Source organism: Arthrobacter sp. zg-Y877 (genome assembly GCF_030373105.1).
GTDB lineage: Bacteria > Actinomycetota > Actinomycetes > Actinomycetales > Micrococcaceae > Arthrobacter_B.
Genome location: NZ_JAUCPU010000002.1, coordinates 402,015 through 419,526 on the forward strand (window position 1 = coordinate 402,015; position 17,512 = coordinate 419,526).

General features: G+C 62.0%; 31 protein-coding genes. All 31 read right to left on the reverse strand.

The window, feature by feature from the left end:
• Positions 1 to 22 precede the first annotated feature (22 nt).
• The 31 genes from rplQ to QNO03_RS06070 all read right to left on the reverse strand — a co-directional run bounded on the left by rplQ (position 23) and on the right by QNO03_RS06070 (position 17,389).
• A complete protein-coding gene (gene rplQ, locus QNO03_RS05920; protein ID WP_229947311.1) occupies positions 23 to 577 on the reverse strand; it encodes a 50S ribosomal protein L17 in 555 nt (184 codons plus the stop codon).
• A gap of 65 nt (positions 578 to 642) precedes the next feature.
• Positions 643 to 1,653 carry a DNA-directed RNA polymerase subunit alpha gene (locus QNO03_RS05925; RefSeq protein WP_229947310.1) on the reverse strand — a complete coding sequence of 337 codons (1,011 nt, stop codon included), beginning with the start codon at positions 1,651 to 1,653 and terminating at the stop codon, positions 643 to 645.
• Positions 1,654 to 1,837: 184 nt separating this feature from the next.
• Positions 1,838 to 2,239, reverse strand: a complete 402-nt coding sequence (gene rpsK / locus QNO03_RS05930; RefSeq protein WP_104052715.1) for a 30S ribosomal protein S11 — start codon at positions 2,237 to 2,239, stop codon at positions 1,838 to 1,840.
• A 66-nt stretch (positions 2,240 to 2,305) separates the two neighbouring features.
• Positions 2,306 to 2,683 carry a 30S ribosomal protein S13 gene (rpsM, locus tag QNO03_RS05935; RefSeq protein ID WP_227903828.1) on the reverse strand — a complete coding sequence of 126 codons (378 nt, stop codon included), beginning with the start codon at positions 2,681 to 2,683 and terminating at the stop codon, positions 2,306 to 2,308.
• Positions 2,684 to 2,882: 199 nt separating this feature from the next.
• Positions 2,883 to 2,996 (reverse strand): 50S ribosomal protein L36, encoded by a 114-nt coding sequence (gene rpmJ / locus QNO03_RS05940; protein ID WP_012397712.1) that lies wholly within the window; start codon positions 2,994 to 2,996, stop codon positions 2,883 to 2,885.
• A gap of 84 nt (positions 2,997 to 3,080) precedes the next feature.
• Entirely contained in the window at positions 3,081 to 3,302 is a 222-nt protein-coding gene (infA, locus tag QNO03_RS05945; protein ID WP_055239372.1) for a translation initiation factor IF-1, read from the reverse strand.
• Positions 3,303 to 3,473: 171 nt separating this feature from the next.
• Positions 3,474 to 3,734 (reverse strand): glycerophosphodiester phosphodiesterase family protein, encoded by a 261-nt coding sequence (locus tag QNO03_RS05950; protein WP_289602504.1) that lies wholly within the window; start codon positions 3,732 to 3,734, stop codon positions 3,474 to 3,476.
• A gap of 136 nt (positions 3,735 to 3,870) precedes the next feature.
• Entirely contained in the window at positions 3,871 to 4,695 is an 825-nt protein-coding gene (map, locus tag QNO03_RS05955) for a type I methionyl aminopeptidase (RefSeq protein ID WP_289602506.1), read from the reverse strand.
• A gap of 47 nt (positions 4,696 to 4,742) precedes the next feature.
• Positions 4,743 to 5,315 carry an adenylate kinase gene (locus QNO03_RS05960; RefSeq protein WP_229947307.1) on the reverse strand — a complete coding sequence of 191 codons (573 nt, stop codon included), beginning with the start codon at positions 5,313 to 5,315 and terminating at the stop codon, positions 4,743 to 4,745.
• Entirely contained in the window at positions 5,312 to 6,622 is a 1,311-nt protein-coding gene (gene secY / locus QNO03_RS05965) for a preprotein translocase subunit SecY (protein WP_229947305.1), read from the reverse strand. Before secY ends, QNO03_RS05960 begins: the two co-directional genes overlap by 4 nt.
• Before the next feature lie 247 nt (positions 6,623 to 6,869).
• A complete protein-coding gene (gene rplO / locus QNO03_RS05970; RefSeq protein ID WP_229947302.1) occupies positions 6,870 to 7,325 on the reverse strand; it encodes a 50S ribosomal protein L15 in 456 nt (151 codons plus the stop codon).
• A gap of 1 nt (position 7,326) precedes the next feature.
• Complete coding sequence (rpmD, locus tag QNO03_RS05975) at positions 7,327 to 7,539, reverse strand: 50S ribosomal protein L30 (RefSeq protein WP_227918717.1); 213 nt, start codon at positions 7,537 to 7,539, stop codon at positions 7,327 to 7,329.
• A complete protein-coding gene (gene rpsE, locus QNO03_RS05980) occupies positions 7,539 to 8,219 on the reverse strand; it encodes a 30S ribosomal protein S5 (RefSeq protein ID WP_229947301.1) in 681 nt (226 codons plus the stop codon). The genes rpmD and rpsE overlap by 1 nt, the downstream gene beginning before the upstream one ends.
• 29 nt (positions 8,220 to 8,248) lie before the next feature.
• The gene (rplR, locus tag QNO03_RS05985) at positions 8,249 to 8,632 is read right to left on the reverse strand and encodes a 50S ribosomal protein L18 (protein WP_229947298.1); all 384 of its coding nucleotides are present in this window, start codon (positions 8,630 to 8,632) and stop codon (positions 8,249 to 8,251) included.
• Positions 8,633 to 8,634: 2 nt separating this feature from the next.
• Positions 8,635 to 9,171, reverse strand: coding sequence for a 50S ribosomal protein L6 (rplF, locus tag QNO03_RS05990; RefSeq protein ID WP_229947296.1), 537 nt, complete (start codon positions 9,169 to 9,171; stop codon positions 8,635 to 8,637).
• Positions 9,172 to 9,189: 18 nt separating this feature from the next.
• On the reverse strand, positions 9,190 to 9,588 hold the full coding sequence (gene rpsH / locus QNO03_RS05995; protein WP_146361106.1) for a 30S ribosomal protein S8: 399 nt from the start codon (positions 9,586 to 9,588) through the stop codon (positions 9,190 to 9,192).
• 90 nt (positions 9,589 to 9,678) lie between these two features.
• Positions 9,679 to 10,248 carry a 50S ribosomal protein L5 gene (gene rplE, locus QNO03_RS06000; protein ID WP_229947294.1) on the reverse strand — a complete coding sequence of 190 codons (570 nt, stop codon included), beginning with the start codon at positions 10,246 to 10,248 and terminating at the stop codon, positions 9,679 to 9,681.
• Positions 10,248 to 10,607 (reverse strand): 50S ribosomal protein L24, encoded by a 360-nt coding sequence (gene rplX, locus QNO03_RS06005; RefSeq protein WP_229947293.1) that lies wholly within the window; start codon positions 10,605 to 10,607, stop codon positions 10,248 to 10,250. Before rplX ends, rplE begins: the two co-directional genes overlap by 1 nt.
• A 3-nt stretch (positions 10,608 to 10,610) precedes the next feature.
• The gene (rplN, locus tag QNO03_RS06010) at positions 10,611 to 10,979 is read right to left on the reverse strand and encodes a 50S ribosomal protein L14 (RefSeq protein ID WP_055239356.1); all 369 of its coding nucleotides are present in this window, start codon (positions 10,977 to 10,979) and stop codon (positions 10,611 to 10,613) included.
• 394 nt (positions 10,980 to 11,373) lie between these two features.
• Positions 11,374 to 11,679: a 30S ribosomal protein S17 gene (rpsQ, locus tag QNO03_RS06015; protein WP_279326965.1), complete on the reverse strand. Its 306-nt coding sequence runs from the start codon at positions 11,677 to 11,679 to the stop codon at positions 11,374 to 11,376.
• Positions 11,676 to 12,005, reverse strand: a complete 330-nt coding sequence (gene rpmC, locus QNO03_RS06020) for a 50S ribosomal protein L29 (protein ID WP_269437801.1) — start codon at positions 12,003 to 12,005, stop codon at positions 11,676 to 11,678. The genes rpsQ and rpmC overlap by 4 nt, the downstream gene beginning before the upstream one ends.
• 2 nt (positions 12,006 to 12,007) lie before the next feature.
• A complete protein-coding gene (rplP, locus tag QNO03_RS06025; protein ID WP_055239353.1) occupies positions 12,008 to 12,424 on the reverse strand; it encodes a 50S ribosomal protein L16 in 417 nt (138 codons plus the stop codon).
• Positions 12,425 to 13,267 carry a 30S ribosomal protein S3 gene (gene rpsC, locus QNO03_RS06030; RefSeq protein ID WP_229947292.1) on the reverse strand — a complete coding sequence of 281 codons (843 nt, stop codon included), beginning with the start codon at positions 13,265 to 13,267 and terminating at the stop codon, positions 12,425 to 12,427. It lies immediately after the preceding gene.
• Positions 13,268 to 13,633 carry a 50S ribosomal protein L22 gene (gene rplV, locus QNO03_RS06035; RefSeq protein ID WP_229947291.1) on the reverse strand — a complete coding sequence of 122 codons (366 nt, stop codon included), beginning with the start codon at positions 13,631 to 13,633 and terminating at the stop codon, positions 13,268 to 13,270.
• Between the two features lie 38 nt (positions 13,634 to 13,671).
• Positions 13,672 to 13,953, reverse strand: a complete 282-nt coding sequence (gene rpsS, locus QNO03_RS06040; protein WP_104052734.1) for a 30S ribosomal protein S19 — start codon at positions 13,951 to 13,953, stop codon at positions 13,672 to 13,674.
• A gap of 12 nt (positions 13,954 to 13,965) precedes the next feature.
• Positions 13,966 to 14,805, reverse strand: coding sequence for a 50S ribosomal protein L2 (gene rplB / locus QNO03_RS06045; protein WP_229947290.1), 840 nt, complete (start codon positions 14,803 to 14,805; stop codon positions 13,966 to 13,968).
• A 30-nt stretch (positions 14,806 to 14,835) separates the two neighbouring features.
• Positions 14,836 to 15,141: a 50S ribosomal protein L23 gene (gene rplW / locus QNO03_RS06050; protein WP_229947289.1), complete on the reverse strand. Its 306-nt coding sequence runs from the start codon at positions 15,139 to 15,141 to the stop codon at positions 14,836 to 14,838.
• A complete protein-coding gene (gene rplD, locus QNO03_RS06055; RefSeq protein WP_229947288.1) occupies positions 15,138 to 15,752 on the reverse strand; it encodes a 50S ribosomal protein L4 in 615 nt (204 codons plus the stop codon). The genes rplW and rplD overlap by 4 nt, the downstream gene beginning before the upstream one ends.
• Before the next feature lie 4 nt (positions 15,753 to 15,756).
• A complete protein-coding gene (gene rplC / locus QNO03_RS06060) occupies positions 15,757 to 16,413 on the reverse strand; it encodes a 50S ribosomal protein L3 (RefSeq protein WP_229947286.1) in 657 nt (218 codons plus the stop codon).
• A gap of 16 nt (positions 16,414 to 16,429) precedes the next feature.
• Positions 16,430 to 16,738, reverse strand: a complete 309-nt coding sequence (gene rpsJ, locus QNO03_RS06065; protein WP_146361073.1) for a 30S ribosomal protein S10 — start codon at positions 16,736 to 16,738, stop codon at positions 16,430 to 16,432.
• 519 nt (positions 16,739 to 17,257) lie between these two features.
• Positions 17,258 to 17,389 (reverse strand): hypothetical protein, encoded by a 132-nt coding sequence (locus QNO03_RS06070; protein WP_289602516.1) that lies wholly within the window; start codon positions 17,387 to 17,389, stop codon positions 17,258 to 17,260.
• Positions 17,390 to 17,512: the final 123 nt, after the last annotated feature.

The window sequence follows — 17,512 nt, forward strand, 5'->3', positions numbered from 1 at the left end:
GCACCGGGACGTCAGCGAAGAATTACTTCTTCTCTTCGGTCTCTACGACTGCTTCGGGTGCCTCTTCAGCGGAGTCGGCAGACTCAGCGGAATCAGCGGAATCGGCGGACTCAGCGGAATCGGCAGATTCTGCGGAGTCAGCAGACTCGACGGCCGGAGCCGGAGCTGCGGCGGCTGCGGCGGTGCTGGCTTCAGCAACAACCGACTGCTTGGCCGAAAGGGGTTCCAGTACCAGTTCAATGACGGCCATGGGAGCGTTGTCGCCCTTGCGGTTGCCGATCTTGGTGATACGGGTGTAACCGCCGTCGCGCTTCTCGACTGCCGGAGCAATGTCGGTGAAGAGCTCGTGGACGATGCCCTTGTCGGAGATCAGGGCCAGGACGCGGCGGCGGGAGGACAGGTCCCCGCGCTTTGCGAACGTGATCAGGCGTTCTGCGTAGGGACGCAGACGCTTGGCCTTGGTCACCGTGGTGGTGATCTGCTTGTGCTCGAACAGCTGCGCGGCAAGGTTGGCCAGCATCAGGCGCTGGTGTGCCGGGCTGCCTCCGAGGCGCTTACCCTTGGTGGGTGTAGGCATTACATTTTCTCCTCAAACGGTGCCGTGCGGTGCTTCATAAGCCCGACGGCAAGAATTTGCTTCAGTTAGAGCTCGTCGTCCGAATACTCGGACTCGTCCTCTTCAATAGCTGCGGCACGGGCGGCCAGATCGAACCCGGGAGGGGAATCCTTCAGGGACAGACCCAGTTCAACCAGCTTTGCCTTCACCTCGTCGATGGACTTCGCACCAAAGTTGCGGATGTCCATCAGGTCAGCCTCGGAGCGGGCTACGAGTTCACCCACAGTGTGGATGCCTTCACGCTTGAGGCAGTTGTACGAACGCACGGTCAGCTCGAGGTCTTCGATCGGCAGTGCCATATCGGCTGCCAGTGCGGCATCCGTGGGGCTCGGACCGATTTCGATACCTTCAGCGGCGGTGTTGAGTTCACGTGCCAGGCCGAACAGTTCAACCAGGGTGGTACCGGCAGAGGCGACGGCGTCGCGCGGTGCAATGGCATCCTTGGTTTCGACGTCGACAATCAGGCGGTCGAAGTCGGTGCGCTGCTCAACGCGGGTGGCCTCCACGCGGAAGGTCACCTTCAGGACCGGCGAGTAGATGGAGTCGACCGGGATGCGGCCGATCTCCTGGTCACCGGACTTGTTCTGGCTGGCCGACACATAGCCGCGGCCGCGCTCGATGGTCAGTTCGAGTTCGAACTTGCCCTTCGAGTTCAGCGTGGCAATGTGCAGGTCGGGGTTGTGGAACTCCACGCCGGCCGGCGGAGCGATGTCCGCAGCCGTAACCACGCCGGGGCCCTGCTTGCGCAGGTAAGCCACAACGGGTTCGTCGTGCTCGGAGGAAACCGAGAGGTTCTTGACGTTCAGGATGATCTCGGTGACATCTTCCTTGACGCCGGGAACCGTCGTGAACTCGTGCAGCACGCCTTCGAGCCGGATGCTGGTTACAGCGGCACCGGGGATGGAGGACAGCAGGGTACGACGGAGGGAGTTACCAAGGGTGTACCCGAAACCGGGCTCCAGGGGTTCAATGATGAACCGTGAGCGGTTGTCGGCTACGACTTCTTCAGTGAGGGTGGGGCGCTGTGCAATGAGCACTTGCATTTCCTTTCAGCGAGCATCCGCTATATGACGCAACACAAATGGTGGAAACGACGACGACGGGTCTTCCGCGGGCGTCTTGGACGGCTAACAGCCAGCCCGGGACCGGGGACCTGCGGCGGGCAGGCCACTTCGGAAAGTGGCCGTGCCCGCCGGAGGAAACCCGGAACCGCAGTGCTGCTTATACGCGGCGGCGCTTCGGGGGACGGCAACCGTTGTGCGCGCTCGGGGTGACATCCGAAATGGAGCCAACCTCCAGGCCGGTGGCCTGGAGCGAGCGGATAGCGGTTTCGCGGCCGGAGCCCGGACCCTTCACGAAGACGTCGACCTTGCGGACGCCGTGCTCCTGTGCGCGCTTAGCGGCAGCTTCAGCAGCCATCTGAGCAGCGAACGGGGTGGACTTACGGGAGCCCTTGAAGCCAACCTCACCGGCGGAAGCCCATGAGATAACAGCACCGGACGGGTCCGTGATGGACACGATGGTGTTGTTAAAAGTGCTCTTGATATGCGCCTGGCCGAGCGCGATATTCTTCTTATCCTTGCGACGCGGCTTGCGGACCGCTCCACGAGTCTTGGGGGGCATTACTTCTCCTACAAAGAGTTTGGTTTAGGTGGCCCGGATTCGGGCCGTGGCCGAAAGACCGCTTATTTAGCGGCCGGCCTTCTTCTTACCGGCAACGGTGCGCTTCGGGCCCTTGCGGGTACGAGCGTTGGTCTTCGTGCGCTGTCCGTGGACGGGCATGCCGCGGCGGTGCCGGATGCCCTGGTAGCTGCCGATTTCGACCTTGCGGCGGATGTCGGCGGCCACCTCACGGCGGAGGTCACCCTCAACCTTGAAGTTGCCCTCGATGTAGTCACGCAGCTGAACGAGTTCAGCATCCGTGAGGTCCTTGACGCGAGTTTCCGGGCTGATGCCGGTCTCTACAAGGGTCTGCTCTGCACGGGTCTTGCCCACGCCGTAGATGTAGGTAAGCGCAATCACTACCCGCTTTTCGCGGGGAATGTCAACGCCAGCGAGACGTGCCATATCGGCGGTTCTCCTTTGGTTATTACCGGAGGTCTGAAGCAGTGCGTCCCTGTTGCCAGGTCCCCGGCCTCCGTACCGGGGGTATGCGTCACGCGTATAGACGCTGCACTGCCATATTGAATTAACTACGCGTGGGCTGATCCCTGAATCAGGGGCCCTCTTACCGTTGCCCTTGCGGACTCCGGAGCAGAAAGGCTGATTAGCCCTGGCGCTGCTTGTGGCGCGGGTTCTCGCAGATCACCATGACTCGACCGTTACGGCGAATCACCTTGCACTTATCGCAGATCTGCTTGACGCTCGGCTGGACCTTCATGGTTTTCCTTTGCGTGGTTGCAGGGTTGAGCTTGAACGGCCGGCACACCGGCAGTGCCGGTACGCTGTCCGTCTTTGCAGCGGTTTATTTGTAGCGGTAGACGATGCGACCCCGGGTGAGGTCGTACGGGCTAAGTTCCACCACAACGCGGTCTCCTGGGAGGATGCGAATGTAGTGTTGACGCATCTTTCCCGAGATGTGTGCGAGCACAATGTGGCCGTTGGCCAGCTCAACGCGGAACATCGCGTTGGGCAGGGCTTCGTTTACCGAGCCCTCGATCTCAATGACGCCGTCTTTCTTGGCCATATCCTCCGCTAACGTCTGTGTCCCCGGCAGATCACCGGAAACGGTTTTTCGAATGTGGCAGCTCCACCTGCCGGGCCAACCGCTTCGGCACACAAGGCATCGAAAGCGGTCAATCCGGGCACGAATGTAGAGACAACCAACAGATAACTCTACGGGAAGACCCCCCATAAGTTAAATCGCCCGCGCTGTCCAGTTCCTGCCGCGGGTGTTTCCCCACTCCGTCAACGCCCCGGTGCGGTTGGTGATAATCCCGTCCGCCCCCGCATCCGCAGCCGCCGACCACTGCGCCGGGCGGTCCAGCGTCCACGGATACACTGCCGGCCCGTCGGCACGCATCCGCGGGCCCGCGGCTCCGGCAGCCGCCGCCGCGGCAAACGCCGGAAGGGTGTTCCCCGTGGCATCCCGCGTTGTTCCCAGAGCCTGTTTGTCCACGGGCTGGGCGGGGCCCGTCCCGCATCTGCCCCGCATAAACAGTCAGGCCCCGCTCCTGGGTGGGAACGGGGCCTGACTGTTTATCCTGCTGTATCCGCATGCTGTATCCGCCTGCGGATACAGCTGCGGCGGATTCCTACGGAATCGGAACCGGTGTGACGCCCAGCGGTTCGAGCCGGGAGGCGCCGCCGTCGGGCGATGTGAGCACCCAGATCCCCTTTTCATGGATCGCAACGGAATGCTCCCACTGGCTGGACCGGCTGCCGTCTTCAGTGACAACCGTCCAGTCGTCATCGAGCGTGCGGGTGAGGATCTTGCCGCGCACCAGCATCGGTTCGATGGCCAGGCACAGCCCCGGACGCAGCTTGGGGCCGCGGTGTCCGGTCCGGTAGTTCAGCACATCCGGTGCCTGGTGCATTTCGCTGCCGATACCGTGGCCGACGTAATCCTCCAGGATGCCCAGGCGCTTGCCCGGGACGCTGCTGACGTAGTCATCCACCGCCTCGCCGATGTCACCTACGAACTTGCCCTTCGCGGCGGCGGCGATGCCGTGCCACATGGCGTTCTCGGTGACGTCGGACAGGCGCTGGTCCTCGGGGTCGGGGGTGCCCACAATGACGGTGCGCGCCGAGTCCGAGTGCCAGCCGTTCACCACGGCCCCGCCGTCAATGGAGATGATGTCGCCGTCCTGCAGGACCCGGTCCCCCGGGATGCCGTGGACAACTTCCTCATTCACTGACGTGCAGACCATGGCCGGGTAGTCGTAGTACCCCAGGAAGTTGGAGGTGGCTCCCGCTTCCTTGAGCACCCGGGCAAACACCGCGTCGATTTCCCGGGTGCTGACTCCCACGTCGGCGGCCTTGACGGCTGCGTCGAGAGCGGAGATCAATACCAGGCCGGCGTCGCGCATGATGCGCATCTGCTCGTTGGTTTTGTATTCGATTCGGGGTTGGCCGAACATGAGTCTTCTAACTTTTTCTAGCGGATAACTTGCAGCGCCGGGACTTCTTAGCGCAGGTCCTTCAAGGCTTCCATAACGCGCTCGGTGACTTCATCGATGGCACCGAGGCCGTCCACCCGCGTCACGATTCCGCGGTCCTCGTAGCGGGCCACGACGTCGGACGTCTGCTTCTTGTAGAGGTCCAGGCGGTGCCGGATAACGTCTTCGTTGTCGTCGCTGCGGCCTTCAACCTCGGCACGGCGCAGCAGACGGGCAACCAGCTCGTCGTCGTCGGCGGTCAGCAGCAGCACTGCGTCGAGCTTCTGGCCGTTGCCGGCGAGGATGTCGTCCAGCTCCTCGACCTGCGCCACGGTGCGCGGGTAGCCGTCCAGGAGGAAGCCGGGCTCGACGTCGCCGTCGGCCAGCCGGGTGCGGACCATGGCGTTGGTGACGCTGTCCGGAACGAAGTTGCCGGCGTCGATGTACTTCTTGGCCTCTACGCCCAGGGGTGTTCCGCCCTTGACGTTCGTGCGGAAAATGTCGCCGGTCGATATTGCCGTGACACCGAGGCGGTCGGAAATCCGAGCAGCCTGAGTTCCTTTACCGGCGCCGGGAGGCCCGATAATGAGCATTCTTGTCATCGCAATAACCCTTCGTAGTGACGTTGCTGGAGCTGCGCGTCAATTTGTTTAACCGTTTCCAGTCCCACACCAACCATGATGAGGATTGACGTTCCGCCGAACGGGAAGTTCTGGTTAGCTCCAACCAACACCAGAGCAATCAGCGGGATCAGGGCGACAAAGCCCAGGTACAGGGCGCCGGGCAGCGTGATCCGGGAGAGCACGTACTGCAGGTATTCGGCGGTGGGGCGGCCTGCCCGGATGCCCGGGATGAAGCCGCCGTATTTCTTCATGTTCTCCGAGACTTCGTCCGGGTTGAACGTGATGGAGACGTAGAAGTACGTGAAGAAGACGATCAGCAGGAAGTACACCAGCATGTACAGCGGGTGGTCGCCGCTGACGAGGTAGTTGTTGATCCATACCACCCAGCCCGGAGGCGTTCCTTCGCTGGGCGTATTGAACTGCGCCAGCAGGCTCGGCAGGTAGAGCATGGAGGACGCGAAGATCACGGGGATCACGCCGGCCATATTCACCTTGATGGGAATGTAGGTGTTCGTGCCGCCGACGGTCCGCCGGCCGATCATCCGCTTGGCGTACTGCACCGGGATGCGGCGCTGCGACTGTTCCACGAAGATGACCAGGGCAACCGTCAGGACGCCGACGGCGATCACGGCCAGGAAGATGGTCCAGCCCTGGGCGCTGAGGATGGCACCGAGTGCGCTGGGGAAGGATGCGGCGATCGAGGTGAAGATCAGCAGCGACATGCCGTTGCCCACGCCCTTCTCCGTCACGAGTTCGCCCATCCACATGATGACGCCGGTACCGGCGGTCAGGGTGACGATCAGGAGGAGGATGGTGACCAGGTTGTCGTCCGGGATGACCGGCAGGGTGCACTGGTTGTTGAAGAGTGCACCCGAGCGGGCCAGGGAAACGACGGTGGTTGCGTTAAGCAGGCCCAGCGCGATGGTGAGGTACCGCGTGTACTGGGTCAGCTTGGACTGCCCCTGCTGGCCTTCGTCATAGAGGGCCTGGAAGTGGGGGATCACGACGCGCAGCAGCTGAACAATGATGCTGGCGGTGATGTACGGCATGATGCCGAGGGCAAAGATGGAGACCTGCAGCAGCGCACCGCCGCTGAAAAGATTGACGAACTGGTAGATACCACCCGAGGTGGCACCCAGATTCAAGCACTGCTGCACATTGCCGTAGTCAACACCCGGGGCCGGGATAAAAGCACCCATGCGGAAGATAGTGATGATTCCCAGCGTAAACAACAGCTTGCGTCGCAGATCCGGCGTCCGGAAAGCCCGGCCAATAGCGCTAAGCAAGCGTCCTCCTGAGGTTTGGAAAGTCCAATGCGGACTTGTGACAGAAACAGAGTCTAGCCGCTCGCGGCCCGTACTGCGTTAACGGCGTACGGAGCGCGGTAGTTGCCTTAAACGGAACTGAACTCCCGGCGGACCGGGTTGGGTCCGCCAGGAGTTCAGTGGTGAATCAGTGGATCGTGCAGCCCTCCCCCGCCGGGGCGCCTTACGCGTCCGGCAGGGGTGGGCAGCAGAACCGCCACGCAGGTCTTTAGACCGCGGTGGTGGATCCGCCGGCTGCAGCGATCTTTTCGGCAGCGCTGGCGGAGAAGGCGTTGGCGGAGACATCAACCTTGACGGTGATGTCGCCGGAGCCGAGAACCTTCACGGGCTGGTTCTTGCGAACCGCACCCTTGGCAACCAGTGCTTCGATGGTCACGGCGCCGCCTTCGGGGAACAGCTCCGAGATCTTGTCCAGGTTAACAACCTGGAACTCGACCCGGAACGGGTTCTTGAAGCCGCGCAGCTTCGGCAGGCGCATGTGCAGCGGAAGCTGCCCGCCTGCGAAACCGGCCTTGATCTGGTAGCGGGCAGCCGTACCCTTGGTACCGCGGCCTGCCGTCTTACCCTTGGAACCTTCACCGCGGCCTACACGGGTCTTGGCCGTCTTGGCACCGGGTGCCGGACGCAGGTGGTGGACCTTGAGAGTCTTGATTTCTTCGGGCATGTTACTTCGCCTCCTCAACCTTCACGAGGTGCGGAACCGTGTTGATCATGCCAACGGTCACGGCATCAGCAGTACGGACAACAGAGTCGCCGATGTGCTTGAGGCCAAGTGAACGCAGCGTGTCGCGCTGATTCTGCTTACCACCGATGGTGGACTTGATCTGAGTGATTTCCAGCCGAGCCGTGCTAACGACAACGTTCTTCGGAGTCGACATCAGGCACCTGCCTTCTGCATGTTGCGGAGCATCGCGTAGGGAACAACCCGGTCGAGCGGAAGGCCGCGGCGTGCTGCCACTGCCTGGGGCTCTTCGAGGCGCTTCAGCGCGTCAACCGTGGCGTGCACGATGTTGATCGCGTTGGAGGACCCGAGCGACTTGGACAGGACGTCGTGGATACCGGCGCATTCGAGAATGGCACGGACCGGACCACCGGCGATAACGCCGGTACCCGGGGAAGCCGGACGCAGCAGGACAACGCCTGCGGCAGCTTCACCCTGGACGAGGTGCGGGACGGTTCCACCGATGCGGGGGACGCGGAAGAAGGACTTCTTGGCTTCTTCAACGGCCTTCGCGATAGCGGAGGGAACTTCCTTTGCCTTGCCGTAGCCAACGCCGACCATGCCGTTGCCGTCTCCGACAACAACGAGGGCGGTGAAGCTGAAGCGACGGCCACCCTTGACCACCTTGGCAACGCGGTTGATGGTCACGACGCGTTCAATGAACTTGTCCTTCTCATCGTTGCGTCCGCCGTCGCGGCCACCGCGGCCACCGCGTTCTCCGCGGCCTCCACGGTCGGAGCCGCGCTGCTCGCCCCGACGTCCGCCGCGGCGGTCGTCAGTGGCGGGAGCTGCAGCGTCCTTGGTCTCAGTTGCCTCAGCAGCTGTAGCTTCAGTCACCTGATTTTCCTTTTCCTTGTTTACCTCGGTCACAGTGCCAGCCCACCTTCACGTGCGCCGTCTGCAACTGCAGCAATACGGCCGTGGTAGCGGTTACCACCGCGGTCAAAGACAACGGCTTCGACGCCGGCGGCCTTGGACCGCTCAGCGACGAGCTCGCCGACGCGCTTGGCCTTGGCGGTCTTGTCGCCGTCCAGTGCACGCAGGTCCGCTTCCATGGTGGAGGCGGAAGCCACGGTTACGCCGCGGCTGTCATCGACAACCTGGACGAATACGTGGCGGGCCGAGCGGTTGACCACGAGGCGCGGACGAGCCGCGGTCCCGGAAATCCGCTTGCGGATACGCAGCTGGCGACGGCTGCGCAGGGCAGACTTGCTCTTGCTGTTTCGCTTCTTATTAATGCTGATGGCCATGGTTACTTACCAGCCTTTCCGACCTTGCGGCGGACAATCTCGCCGGCGTAACGAATACCCTTGCCCTTGTACGGGTCGGGCTTACGCAGCTTGCGGATGTTGGCGGAAACCTCGCCCACCTGCTGCTTGTCGATACCGGACACGGTGACCTTCGTCGGGCCAACCACGGTAAGCGTGATGCCTTCGGGGGCCTTGACGGGGACCGGGTGGCTGTAGCCCAGGGCGAACTCGAGGTCCGAACCCTTCGCTACAACGCGGTAACCGGTACCAACGATTTCCAGGTCCTTCTTGTAGCCCTCGGTCACGCCGGTGATCATGTTGCTGATCAGCGTGCGGGTCAGGCCGTGGAGGGAGCGGGATTCGCGCTCGTCATTCGGGCGGGTAACGGTGATGGTGCCGTCTTCAAGCGATGCGGTGATCGGGCTGGGCACAGTGTGGCTCAGCTCGCCCTTCGCGCCCTTGACGGATACAACGTTGCCGTTGATGGCGATATCTACTCCGGCAGGAACCGGGATGGGCAGACGTCCAATACGTGACATTTTTCTTTCCCTTCCCTGCTACCAGACGTAGGCGAGGACTTCCCCACCTACGCCCTTCTTGGCGGCCTGACGGTCGGTCAGGAGACCTGACGACGTCGACAGGATTGCGATACCCAGGCCACCCAGCACGTGCGGCAGGTTGGTGGACTTCGCGTAAACACGGAGACCGGGCTTGGAGATGCGGCGAACGCCGGCGATGGAACGCTCGCGGTTCGGACCGAACTTGAGATCCAGGGTCAGCTTCTTGCCAACCTCGGCCTCTTCTTCCTTCCAGCCGGCGATGTAGCCCTCGGCCTTCAGGATGTCAGCAACGCGCGCCTTGAGCTTGCTGTAAGGCATGGACACGGAATCGTGGTATGCCGAGTTTGCATTGCGCAGACGCGTGAGCATATCTGCGACAGGATCTGTCATTGTCATTTGGGCTCTTGCCCTCCCTCGTAACGGTTTCCTGCAGGAGTTCCGTGCGGCTTGGCCTCACGGGTCTCCGTCGGACCTGTTACGTAGTAATTAATCTTCGGATTTGAACGGGAAGCCGAGCGCCTTCAGCAGCGCGCGTCCCTCGTCATCGGTCTTTGCAGTGGTAACCACGGTGATGTCCATGCCGCGTACGCGGTCGATCTTGTCCTGATCGATTTCGTGGAACATCGACTGCTCGGTCAGACCGAACGTGTAGTTGCCGTTGCCGTCGAACTGCTTGCCGTTCAGGCCGCGGAAGTCACGGATACGGGGCAGTGCCAGGGTGACCAGACGGTCCACGAATTCCCACATGCGGTCGCCGCGCAGCGTAACGTGCGTACCGATCGGCATGCCTTCGCGCAGCTTGAACTGGGCGATGGACTTGCGGGCCTTGGTGACCTGGGGCTTCTGGCCCGTGATCTGGGTAAGGTCGCGGACAGCACCGTCAATGAGCTTGGAGTCCTTGGCGGCATCTCCAACACCCATGTTCACGACGACCTTGACGAGGCCGGGAACCTGGTTGACGTTCGAGTAGTTGAATTCGTCCTGCAGGGTCTGCTTGATCTCCGCTGCGTAGCGGGTCTTCAGACGGGGAACGATCTTGGTGACAGTCTCAGTCATTAGAGGTCCTTCCCAGAGCCCTTGGCCACGCGGATACGCACAATGCGCTCACGGCCATCTTTTTCGACGGTTGCGGTGCGGAAGCCAACGCGGGTCGGCTTCTTCGTCTCCGGGTCGACAATGGCGACGTTGGAAACGTGGATCGGGGCTTCGACAACCTCGATGCCGCCGGTCTTGGAACCGCGGGAGGACTGGCCAACCTTGGTGTGCTTGGTGACGCGGTTGATGCCTTCAACGAGGATGCGGTTGCTCTCGGGGAAGACCTTCAGAACCTTGCCCTGCTTACCGCGGTCGCCGCCGCGCTCAGCCTTTGCGCCGGTGATGACCTGAACGAGGTCACCCTTCTTGATTTTTGCCATGGACTACAGCACCTCCGGAGCCAGCGAAATGATCTTCATGAACTTCTTGTCGCGAAGTTCGCGGCCAACGGGCCCGAAGATACGGGTACCACGGGGGTCGCCGTCATTCTTCAAGATCACTGCAGCGTTCTCATCGAACTTGATGTAGGAACCGTCCTGGCGGCGGCGTTCCTTCTTGGTACGGACGATGACGGCCTTGACCACGTCGCCCTTTTTGACGTTGCCGCCGGGGATTGCATCCTTGACGGTGGCAACAATGGTGTCGCCAATGCCTGCGTAGCGACGGCCGGATCCACCGAGAACGCGGATGGTCAAGATTTCCTTGGCACCCGTGTTGTCGGCGACCTTCAGTCGCGACTCCTGCTGAATCACTTATTACTCCTGTCGTCGCGCCGGTTCTCTAATGAGCCTTGCGGAACGGATATGGGTGGACCCCGTAATACTGGTACTCAACGCCGGCTCTGCGGGCCACACGCCAGTGCGGCCGCGTTGCGGCGTCGAACAAGATTATCGGGCTTTTGTCTCATTCGGCGGTGAGGAAACAGTGCCGGGTTCTGGCCGGATTCCTCGTCGGACTTCCGACCGGACTCTGGACACACTTCCGCACCACACAGACAAGATTTCAAGTTTATCGCGAAAAGGCCCCGGATGCGAAATCGAAGATGATAACGCGGCCGGGGCCCTCACGCTGTGGACGGTGCCGGTGTGTCCCAGACTCAAAGCCTGGTTCACACCGGCGGGCCGGCCGGTACTTCTTACTACTAGGTTACTTGGCCTTTTCGAGGATCTCGACCAGGCGCCACCGCTTGGTAGCGGACAGCGGCCGGGTCTCGGCGATCAGCACGAGGTCACCAATGCCGGCAGCGTTCTGCTCGTCATGGGCCTTGCGCTTCTCGGTCCGGCGAATAACCTTGCCGTAAAGGGCGTGCTTTACGCGGTCTTCAACCTGGACGACGATGGTTTTGTCCATCTTGTCCGAGACCACGTAGCCGCGTGCGGTCTTCCGGTACCCGCGGGCATCGGCGCCGTTTGCGTCAGTTGTCACTGCTGCCTCATTCTTGTTTTCGCTCACTTGGCATCATCCTCAGCGACCTTGGCTTCAGCTTCAGACTCAGTAGCCTTCTTCTTGGACTTCTTCGGTGCCTCAGCTGCTGCTTCCGGTACGGAAACGGCAACGTCGGGACGAATGCCCAGTTCACGCTCACGCAGCACCGTGTAGATGCGGGCGATGTCGCGCTTGACTGCGCGCAGACGACCGTGGTTCTCCAGCTGGCCCGTGGCCGACTGGAAACGGAGGTTGAACAGCTCCTCCTTGGCCTTGCGCAGTTCCTCTACGAGACGGTCCTTATCGAAGCCGTCCAGCTGCTCAGTAGTCAGCTCTTTTGATCCAACTGCCATTTCTATTCACCACCCTCGCGACGCACAATGCGTGCCTTCAACGGCAGCTTATGGATCGCCAGGCGCAGTGCCTCACGAGCTACCTCTTCGGAAACACCGGAGAGTTCGAAGAGAACCCGGCCCGGCTTGACGTTTGCAACCCACCACTCCGGAGAACCCTTACCGGAACCCATACGGGTTTCAGCAGGCTTCTTCGTCAGCGGACGGTCCGGGTAGATGTTGATCCAGACCTTACCGCCGCGCTTGATGTGGCGTGTCATGGCAATACGTGCAGCTTCAATCTGGCGGTTGGTGACGTATGCAGGCGTCAGAGCCTGGATACCCCACTCGCCGAAGCTGACGGCAGTGCCGCCGGTTGCAGCGCCGGAGCGACCCGGGTGGTGCTGCTTACGGTATTTGACTCGACGTGGGATAAGCATTTAAGCCTGTCCTCCTTCTGCTGCGGGGGCAGCTGCCTCAGCGGCCGGAGCCTCTGCAGCAGCAGGCGCGGCGGCTTTGTCGCCACGCTCGGGACGACGACGGCGGTCGCCGCCACGGTCACCGCGGTCGGCCGGGCCGCGGCCCGGACGGTCGTTGGTGCGTCCGCGGGACGGTGCAGCAGCCTGCTGTGCAGCCAGTTCCTTAGCGGTAACGTCGCCCTTGTAGATCCAGACCTTTACGCCAATGCGGCCGAAGGTGGTCTTGGCTTCGAAGAAACCGTAGTCGATCTGCGCGCGGAGGGTGTGCAGGGGCACACGGCCTTCGCGGTAGAACTCCGAACGGCTCATTTCAGCGCCGCCCAGACGGCCGGAGCACTGGATACGGATACCCTTGGCGCCTGCACGCTGTGCGGACTGGATGGCCTTCTTCATCGCACGGCGGAAAGCCACGCGGGAAGAGAGCTGCTCAGCAACACCCTGGGCAACCAGCTGTGCTTCCATCTCGGGGTTCTTGACCTCGAGGATGTTCAGCTGGACCTGCTTGCCGGTGAGCTTTTCGAGCTCGCCGCGGATGCGGTCCGCTTCGGCGCCGCGGCGGCCGATCACGATGCCCGGACGTGCAGTGTGGATATCCACACGGACACGGTCGCGGGTGCGCTCGATCTCAACCTTGGCGATGCCGGCGCGGTCCATGCCGGTGGACATCAGCTGACGGATCTTGATGTCCTCGCGGACGAAGTCCTTGTAACGCTGGCCCGGCTTGTTGCTGTCAGCAAACCAGTGCGATACGTGGTCAGTGGTGATGCCGAGTCGGAACCCGTGCGGGTTTACCTTCTGTCCCACTTAGCGTTCCTCCTCGTTCGTAGGGGTTGCGACTACCACGGTGACGTGGCTGGTGCGCTTGTTGATGCGGTACGCGCGGCCCTGGGCCCGCGGCTGGAACCGCTTCATGGTGGGTCCTTCATCAACAAATGCTTCGCTGATGAAGAGGTCACCTTCGTCGAAGGCCACGCCGTCACGGTCCGCGAGGACACGTGCATTGGCCATAGCCGACTGAACTACCTTAAGTACCGGCTCCGAAGCTGCCTGGGGGGCAAACTTCAGAATTGCCAGAGCCTCATTCGCTTGCTTGCCACGAACAAGGTTGACGACGCGCCGGGCCTTCATAGGCGTTACGCGGATATGACGCGCAATTGCCTTGGCTTCCATTGCTTTCCTTCTCTCGTCTTCTGCCGAAAGAGCAGCGCCTAGCGGCGCTTGCCCTTGCGGTCGTCCTTCACATGGCCGCGGAATGTCCGCGTCAGAGCGAATTCGCCGAGCTTGTGCCCGACCATCGACTCGGTGACAAACACCGGAATGTGCTTACGTCCGTCGTGTACGGCGATCGTGTGCCCGAGCATGTCGGGGATGATCATCGAACGGCGGGACCACGTCTTGATGACGTTCTTGGTGCCCTTTTCGTTTTCGGCCGCTACCTTGAGAAACAGGTGCTGGTCGACGAAGGGGCCTTTCTTCAGGCTGCGTGGCATGTTTCCAGGCTCCTATCGCTTGTTCTTGCCGGAACGACGGCGACGCACAATGAGGTTGTCGCTCTCTTTATTGGGACGGCGGGTACGGCCTTCGCGCTTACCGTTCGGGTTGACCGGGTGGCGTCCACCGGAGGTCTTACCTTCACCACCACCGTGCGGGTGGTCGACCGGGTTCATGGCGACACCGCGGACGGTCGGGCGAACGCCCTTCCAGCGCATACGGCCGGCCTTGCCCCAGTTGATGTTCGACTGCTCGGCGTTGCCGACCTCGCCGACCGTGGCACGGCAGCGCACGTCAACGTTGCGGATTTCGCCGGAAGGCAGACGCAGCTGGGCGAAGCGGCCTTCCTTTGCAACGAGCTGAACGGATGCACCGGCGGAGCGGGCCATCTTGGCGCCGCCACCCGGACGCAGTTCAACGGCGTGGATGGTGGTACCCACGGGGATGTTACGCAGGGGCAGGTTGTTGCCGGGCTTGATATCAGCACCGGCACCGGCCTCTACGAAGTCGCCCTGCTTCAGCTTGTTCGGAGCAATGATGTAACGCTTGGTGCCATCAACGTAGTGCAGGAGCGCAATGCGGGCGGTGCGGTTCGGATCGTATTCGATCTCTGCAACGCGGGCGTTAACGCCGTCCTTGTCGTGGCGGCGGAAGTCGATCAGACGGTACTGACGCTTGTGTCCACCACCCTTGTGCCTGGTCGTGATCTTACCGGTGTTGTTACGGCCGCCCTTTTTGGGCAGCGGACGTACCAACGACTTTTCCGGCGTCGACCGCGTGATTTCGGTGAAGTCGGCTACGCTCGAGCCGCGACGGCCCGGGGTAGTCGGCTTGTATTTACGGATTCCCATTATTTATTCCTCGTTAAAGTGGTCTCCGCCCTAGCTGAGCGGACCGCCGAAGATGTCGATTGTGCCGTCCTTGAGGGTGACAATGGCGCGCTTGGTGTTCTTGCGCTGTCCCCATCCGAACTTGGTCCGCTTACGCTTACCGGCACGGTTGATGGTGTTGATCGAGTCGACCTTGACGGAGAAGATTTTCTCCACGGCCAGCTTGATCTCGGTCTTGTTCGAGCGGGGGTCGACCAGGAAGGTGTACTTACCTTCGTCGATCAGGCCGTAGCTCTTTTCCGAGACGACGGGTGCAAGCACTACGTCGCGCGGGTCCTTCACGGTGGTCGCACTCACTTGGCGTCCTCCTTGACTGTGTTCTTGCCGACGAACTCGTCGTAGGCAGCCTTGGTGAAGACCACGTCGTCGGAAACCAGCACGTCGTAGGTGTTCAGCTGATCTACGTAGATCACGTGAACTTCCGGGACGTTGCGCACGGACAGTGCAGCAACATCGTTGGCGCGCTCGATGACGACGAGCAGGTTCTTGCGGTCCGAAACCGAACGCAGGGCGCTCAGTGCATCCTTGGTGGACGGCGCAGTGCCGGCAACCAGGGTTTCGAGGACGTGGATACGGCCGTTGCGTGCCCGGTCCGACAGGGCGCCGCGCAGTGCAGCAGCCTTCATCTTCTTGGGGGTGCGCTGGCTGTAATCGCGGGGCGTCGGTCCGTGGACCACACCGCCGCCGGTCATGTGAGGAGCACGGATGGAGCCCTGACGAGCCCGGCCGGTGCCCTTCTGCTTGAACGGCTTGCGGCCTGCGCCACTTACCTCGGCGCGCGTCTTCGTCTTGTGCGTACCCTGGCGGGCGGCTGCAAGCTGAGCAACTACCACCTGGTGGAGCAGCGGTACGTTCGTCTGAACGTCGAAGATCTCTGCGGGGAATTCAACAGTGGTTTCGTTAGCCATGAGACTAATCTCCCTTCACGGCGGTGCGTACGAGGACGACCTGGCCGCGGGCGCCGGGAACGGCACCCTTGATCAGCAGGAGCGACTTCTCGGCGTCCACACCGTGAACCGTGAGGTTCATGGTGGTGTGACGGACGCCGCCCATGCGGCCCGCCATCCGAACGCCCTTGAAGACGCGGCCCGGGGTGGATGCGCCACCGATGGAACCCGGCTTACGGTGGTTCTTGTGCGCACCGTGGGAGGCACCGACGCCGTGGAAGCCGTGACGCTTCATGACGCCTGCGAAGCCCTTACCCTTGGAGGTTCCGGTGACGTCGACCTTCTGGCCGGCAGCGAACATCTCGACGGAGAGTTCCTGTCCCAGCTCGTAGGTGTCGGCATCGGCGGTACGCAGTTCAACTACGTGGCGGCGCGGCGTGACGCCGGCCTTTTCAAAGTGGCCAGCCAGCGGCTTGGTCACCTTGCGCGGATCGATCTGGCCGTAGCCGATCTGAACGGCGGTGTAGCCGTCCTTTTCCGCGTTGCGCAGCTGCGTGATGACGTTGGAGTCAGCCTGGACGACGGTTACGGGGATGAGCTTGTTGTTCTCGTCCCAGACCTGGGTCATGCCGAGCTTGGTGCCCAGCAGTCCCTTTACCTGGCGTGTAAGTGAAGTAGACATAAGTATCCGCTCTCCCCTACAGCTTGATTTCGATGTTCACGTCTGCAGGCAGGTCGAGACGCATGAGCGAGTCAACGGCCTTAGGCGTGGGGTCAATGATGTCGATCAGACGCTTGTGCGTGCGCATTTCAAAGTGCTCGCGGCTGTCCTTGTACTTGTGCGGCGAACGGATAACAACGTAAACGTTCTTTTCCGTGGGCAGCGGCACGGGGCCTACTACCGTTGCGCCTGCACGCGTGACCGTCTCAACGATCTTCCGTGCTGATACGTCGATGACCTCGTGGTCGTACGACTTCAGCCGGATGCGGATTTTTTGTCCCGCCATGGCGTCGTGCCTCTTTCTTCGAGTATTGCTCTCTGTACAGTTTTTGCACCGAACTGCCTTACGGCCTGGCGCCCCTCCAACAGACTGAATCCGGATAATTCCGGGTTCCTCACCCTGCCGAGGCTCCGACCCCCGCGCTCGGGCGTGTCGCGGTGTTGAGACCAACGACGCCGAGCAAGAATAGGGGCGGGTTATATATGGGCTCTTTCCCTGAAGGATCCGACCCTGCATCAGGCATTATCCTGACCGGGACGCAATCTCACCACTGCCTTGCTCCTGCTCATCGCAGGAACCTGGGCGCATGTGGGCACAAAAGCGCTTGAACAACTTCTCTAGTCTGCCAGACTCAGGCACGGATGGCTAATTGGCAACCGCCCCGAAGGGGTTCCTGAATCCAGCGCACGCTGTCCCCTGTGGTTCCGTCTCCGGGGTGGAACCCTGGAGCTGGTCCGGGCACGCACTGGATGGGCAGCGTGTTACTGCGACCAGTCTAACGCACCCCCGGCAGGGGCGGGAAAGTCAGGCCCTGCCGTCCCGGTTGGCCCGGCGGATGCGTTTCGCCCGGTCGATCTCGGGACGGAAGCGTTTCCGGGACCACGCCGTACCTGCGGCGACTGCAGCCACGATGACCAGGAGAATAAGGATTTCCATCCTCCGAGCCTAGCGGAGGTCCAGTGCGGCGTCAGCGGGAGCCCCCGCAGGAGACCGGATCCGGCGCGCCCGTATCCCTGTCTGCAGGAAGGCTGTTCCAGCCCGCATAGCGAACTGGTAGCG

Excerpts from the sequence above, each read along its gene's own strand:
- rplQ (WP_229947311.1), bottom strand. The coding sequence starts at position 577 with ATGCCTACACCCACCAAGGGTAAGCGCCTCGGAGGCAGCCCGGCACAC.
- rpsK (WP_104052715.1), bottom strand. The coding sequence starts at position 2,239 with ATGCCCCCCAAGACTCGTGGAGCGGTCCGCAAGCCGCGTCGCAAGGAT.
- rpsM (WP_227903828.1), bottom strand. The coding sequence starts at position 2,683 with ATGGCACGTCTCGCTGGCGTTGACATTCCCCGCGAAAAGCGGGTAGTG.
- rpmJ (WP_012397712.1), bottom strand. The coding sequence starts at position 2,996 with ATGAAGGTCCAGCCGAGCGTCAAGCAGATCTGCGATAAGTGCAAGGTG.
- infA (WP_055239372.1), bottom strand. The coding sequence starts at position 3,302 with ATGGCCAAGAAAGACGGCGTCATTGAGATCGAGGGCTCGGTAAACGAA.
- map (WP_289602506.1), bottom strand. The coding sequence starts at position 4,695 with ATGTTCGGCCAACCCCGAATCGAATACAAAACCAACGAGCAGATGCGC.
- QNO03_RS05960 (WP_229947307.1), bottom strand. The coding sequence starts at position 5,315 with ATGACAAGAATGCTCATTATCGGGCCTCCCGGCGCCGGTAAAGGAACT.
- rplO (WP_229947302.1), bottom strand. The coding sequence starts at position 7,325 with ATGCCCGAAGAAATCAAGACTCTCAAGGTCCACCACCTGCGTCCGGCA.
- rpmD (WP_227918717.1), bottom strand. The coding sequence starts at position 7,539 with ATGTCGACTCCGAAGAACGTTGTCGTTAGCACGGCTCGGCTGGAAATC.
- rplR (WP_229947298.1), bottom strand. The coding sequence starts at position 8,632 with ATGGCCATCAGCATTAATAAGAAGCGAAACAGCAAGAGCAAGTCTGCC.
- rplF (WP_229947296.1), bottom strand. The coding sequence starts at position 9,171 with ATGTCACGTATTGGACGTCTGCCCATCCCGGTTCCTGCCGGAGTAGAT.
- rpsH (WP_146361106.1), bottom strand. The coding sequence starts at position 9,588 with ATGACAATGACAGATCCTGTCGCAGATATGCTCACGCGTCTGCGCAAT.
- rplE (WP_229947294.1), bottom strand. The coding sequence starts at position 10,248 with ATGACTGAGACTGTCACCAAGATCGTTCCCCGTCTGAAGACCCGCTAC.
- rplX (WP_229947293.1), bottom strand. The coding sequence starts at position 10,607 with ATGGCAAAAATCAAGAAGGGTGACCTCGTTCAGGTCATCACCGGCGCA.
- rpmC (WP_269437801.1), bottom strand. The coding sequence starts at position 12,005 with ATGGCAGTTGGATCAAAAGAGCTGACTACTGAGCAGCTGGACGGCTTC.
- rplP (WP_055239353.1), bottom strand. The coding sequence starts at position 12,424 with ATGCTTATCCCACGTCGAGTCAAATACCGTAAGCAGCACCACCCGGGT.
- rplV (WP_229947291.1), bottom strand. The coding sequence starts at position 13,633 with ATGGAAGCCAAGGCAATTGCGCGTCATATCCGCGTAACGCCTATGAAG.
- rpsS (WP_104052734.1), bottom strand. The coding sequence starts at position 13,953 with ATGCCACGCAGCCTGAAGAAAGGCCCCTTCGTCGACCAGCACCTGTTT.
- rplB (WP_229947290.1), bottom strand. The coding sequence starts at position 14,805 with ATGGGAATCCGTAAATACAAGCCGACTACCCCGGGCCGTCGCGGCTCG.
- rplD (WP_229947288.1), bottom strand. The coding sequence starts at position 15,752 with ATGGCTAACGAAACCACTGTTGAATTCCCCGCAGAGATCTTCGACGTT.
- rplC (WP_229947286.1), bottom strand. The coding sequence starts at position 16,413 with ATGTCTACTTCACTTACACGCCAGGTAAAGGGACTGCTGGGCACCAAG.
- rpsJ (WP_146361073.1), bottom strand. The coding sequence starts at position 16,738 with ATGGCGGGACAAAAAATCCGCATCCGGCTGAAGTCGTACGACCACGAG.
- QNO03_RS06070 (WP_289602516.1), bottom strand. The coding sequence starts at position 17,389 with ATGGAAATCCTTATTCTCCTGGTCATCGTGGCTGCAGTCGCCGCAGGT.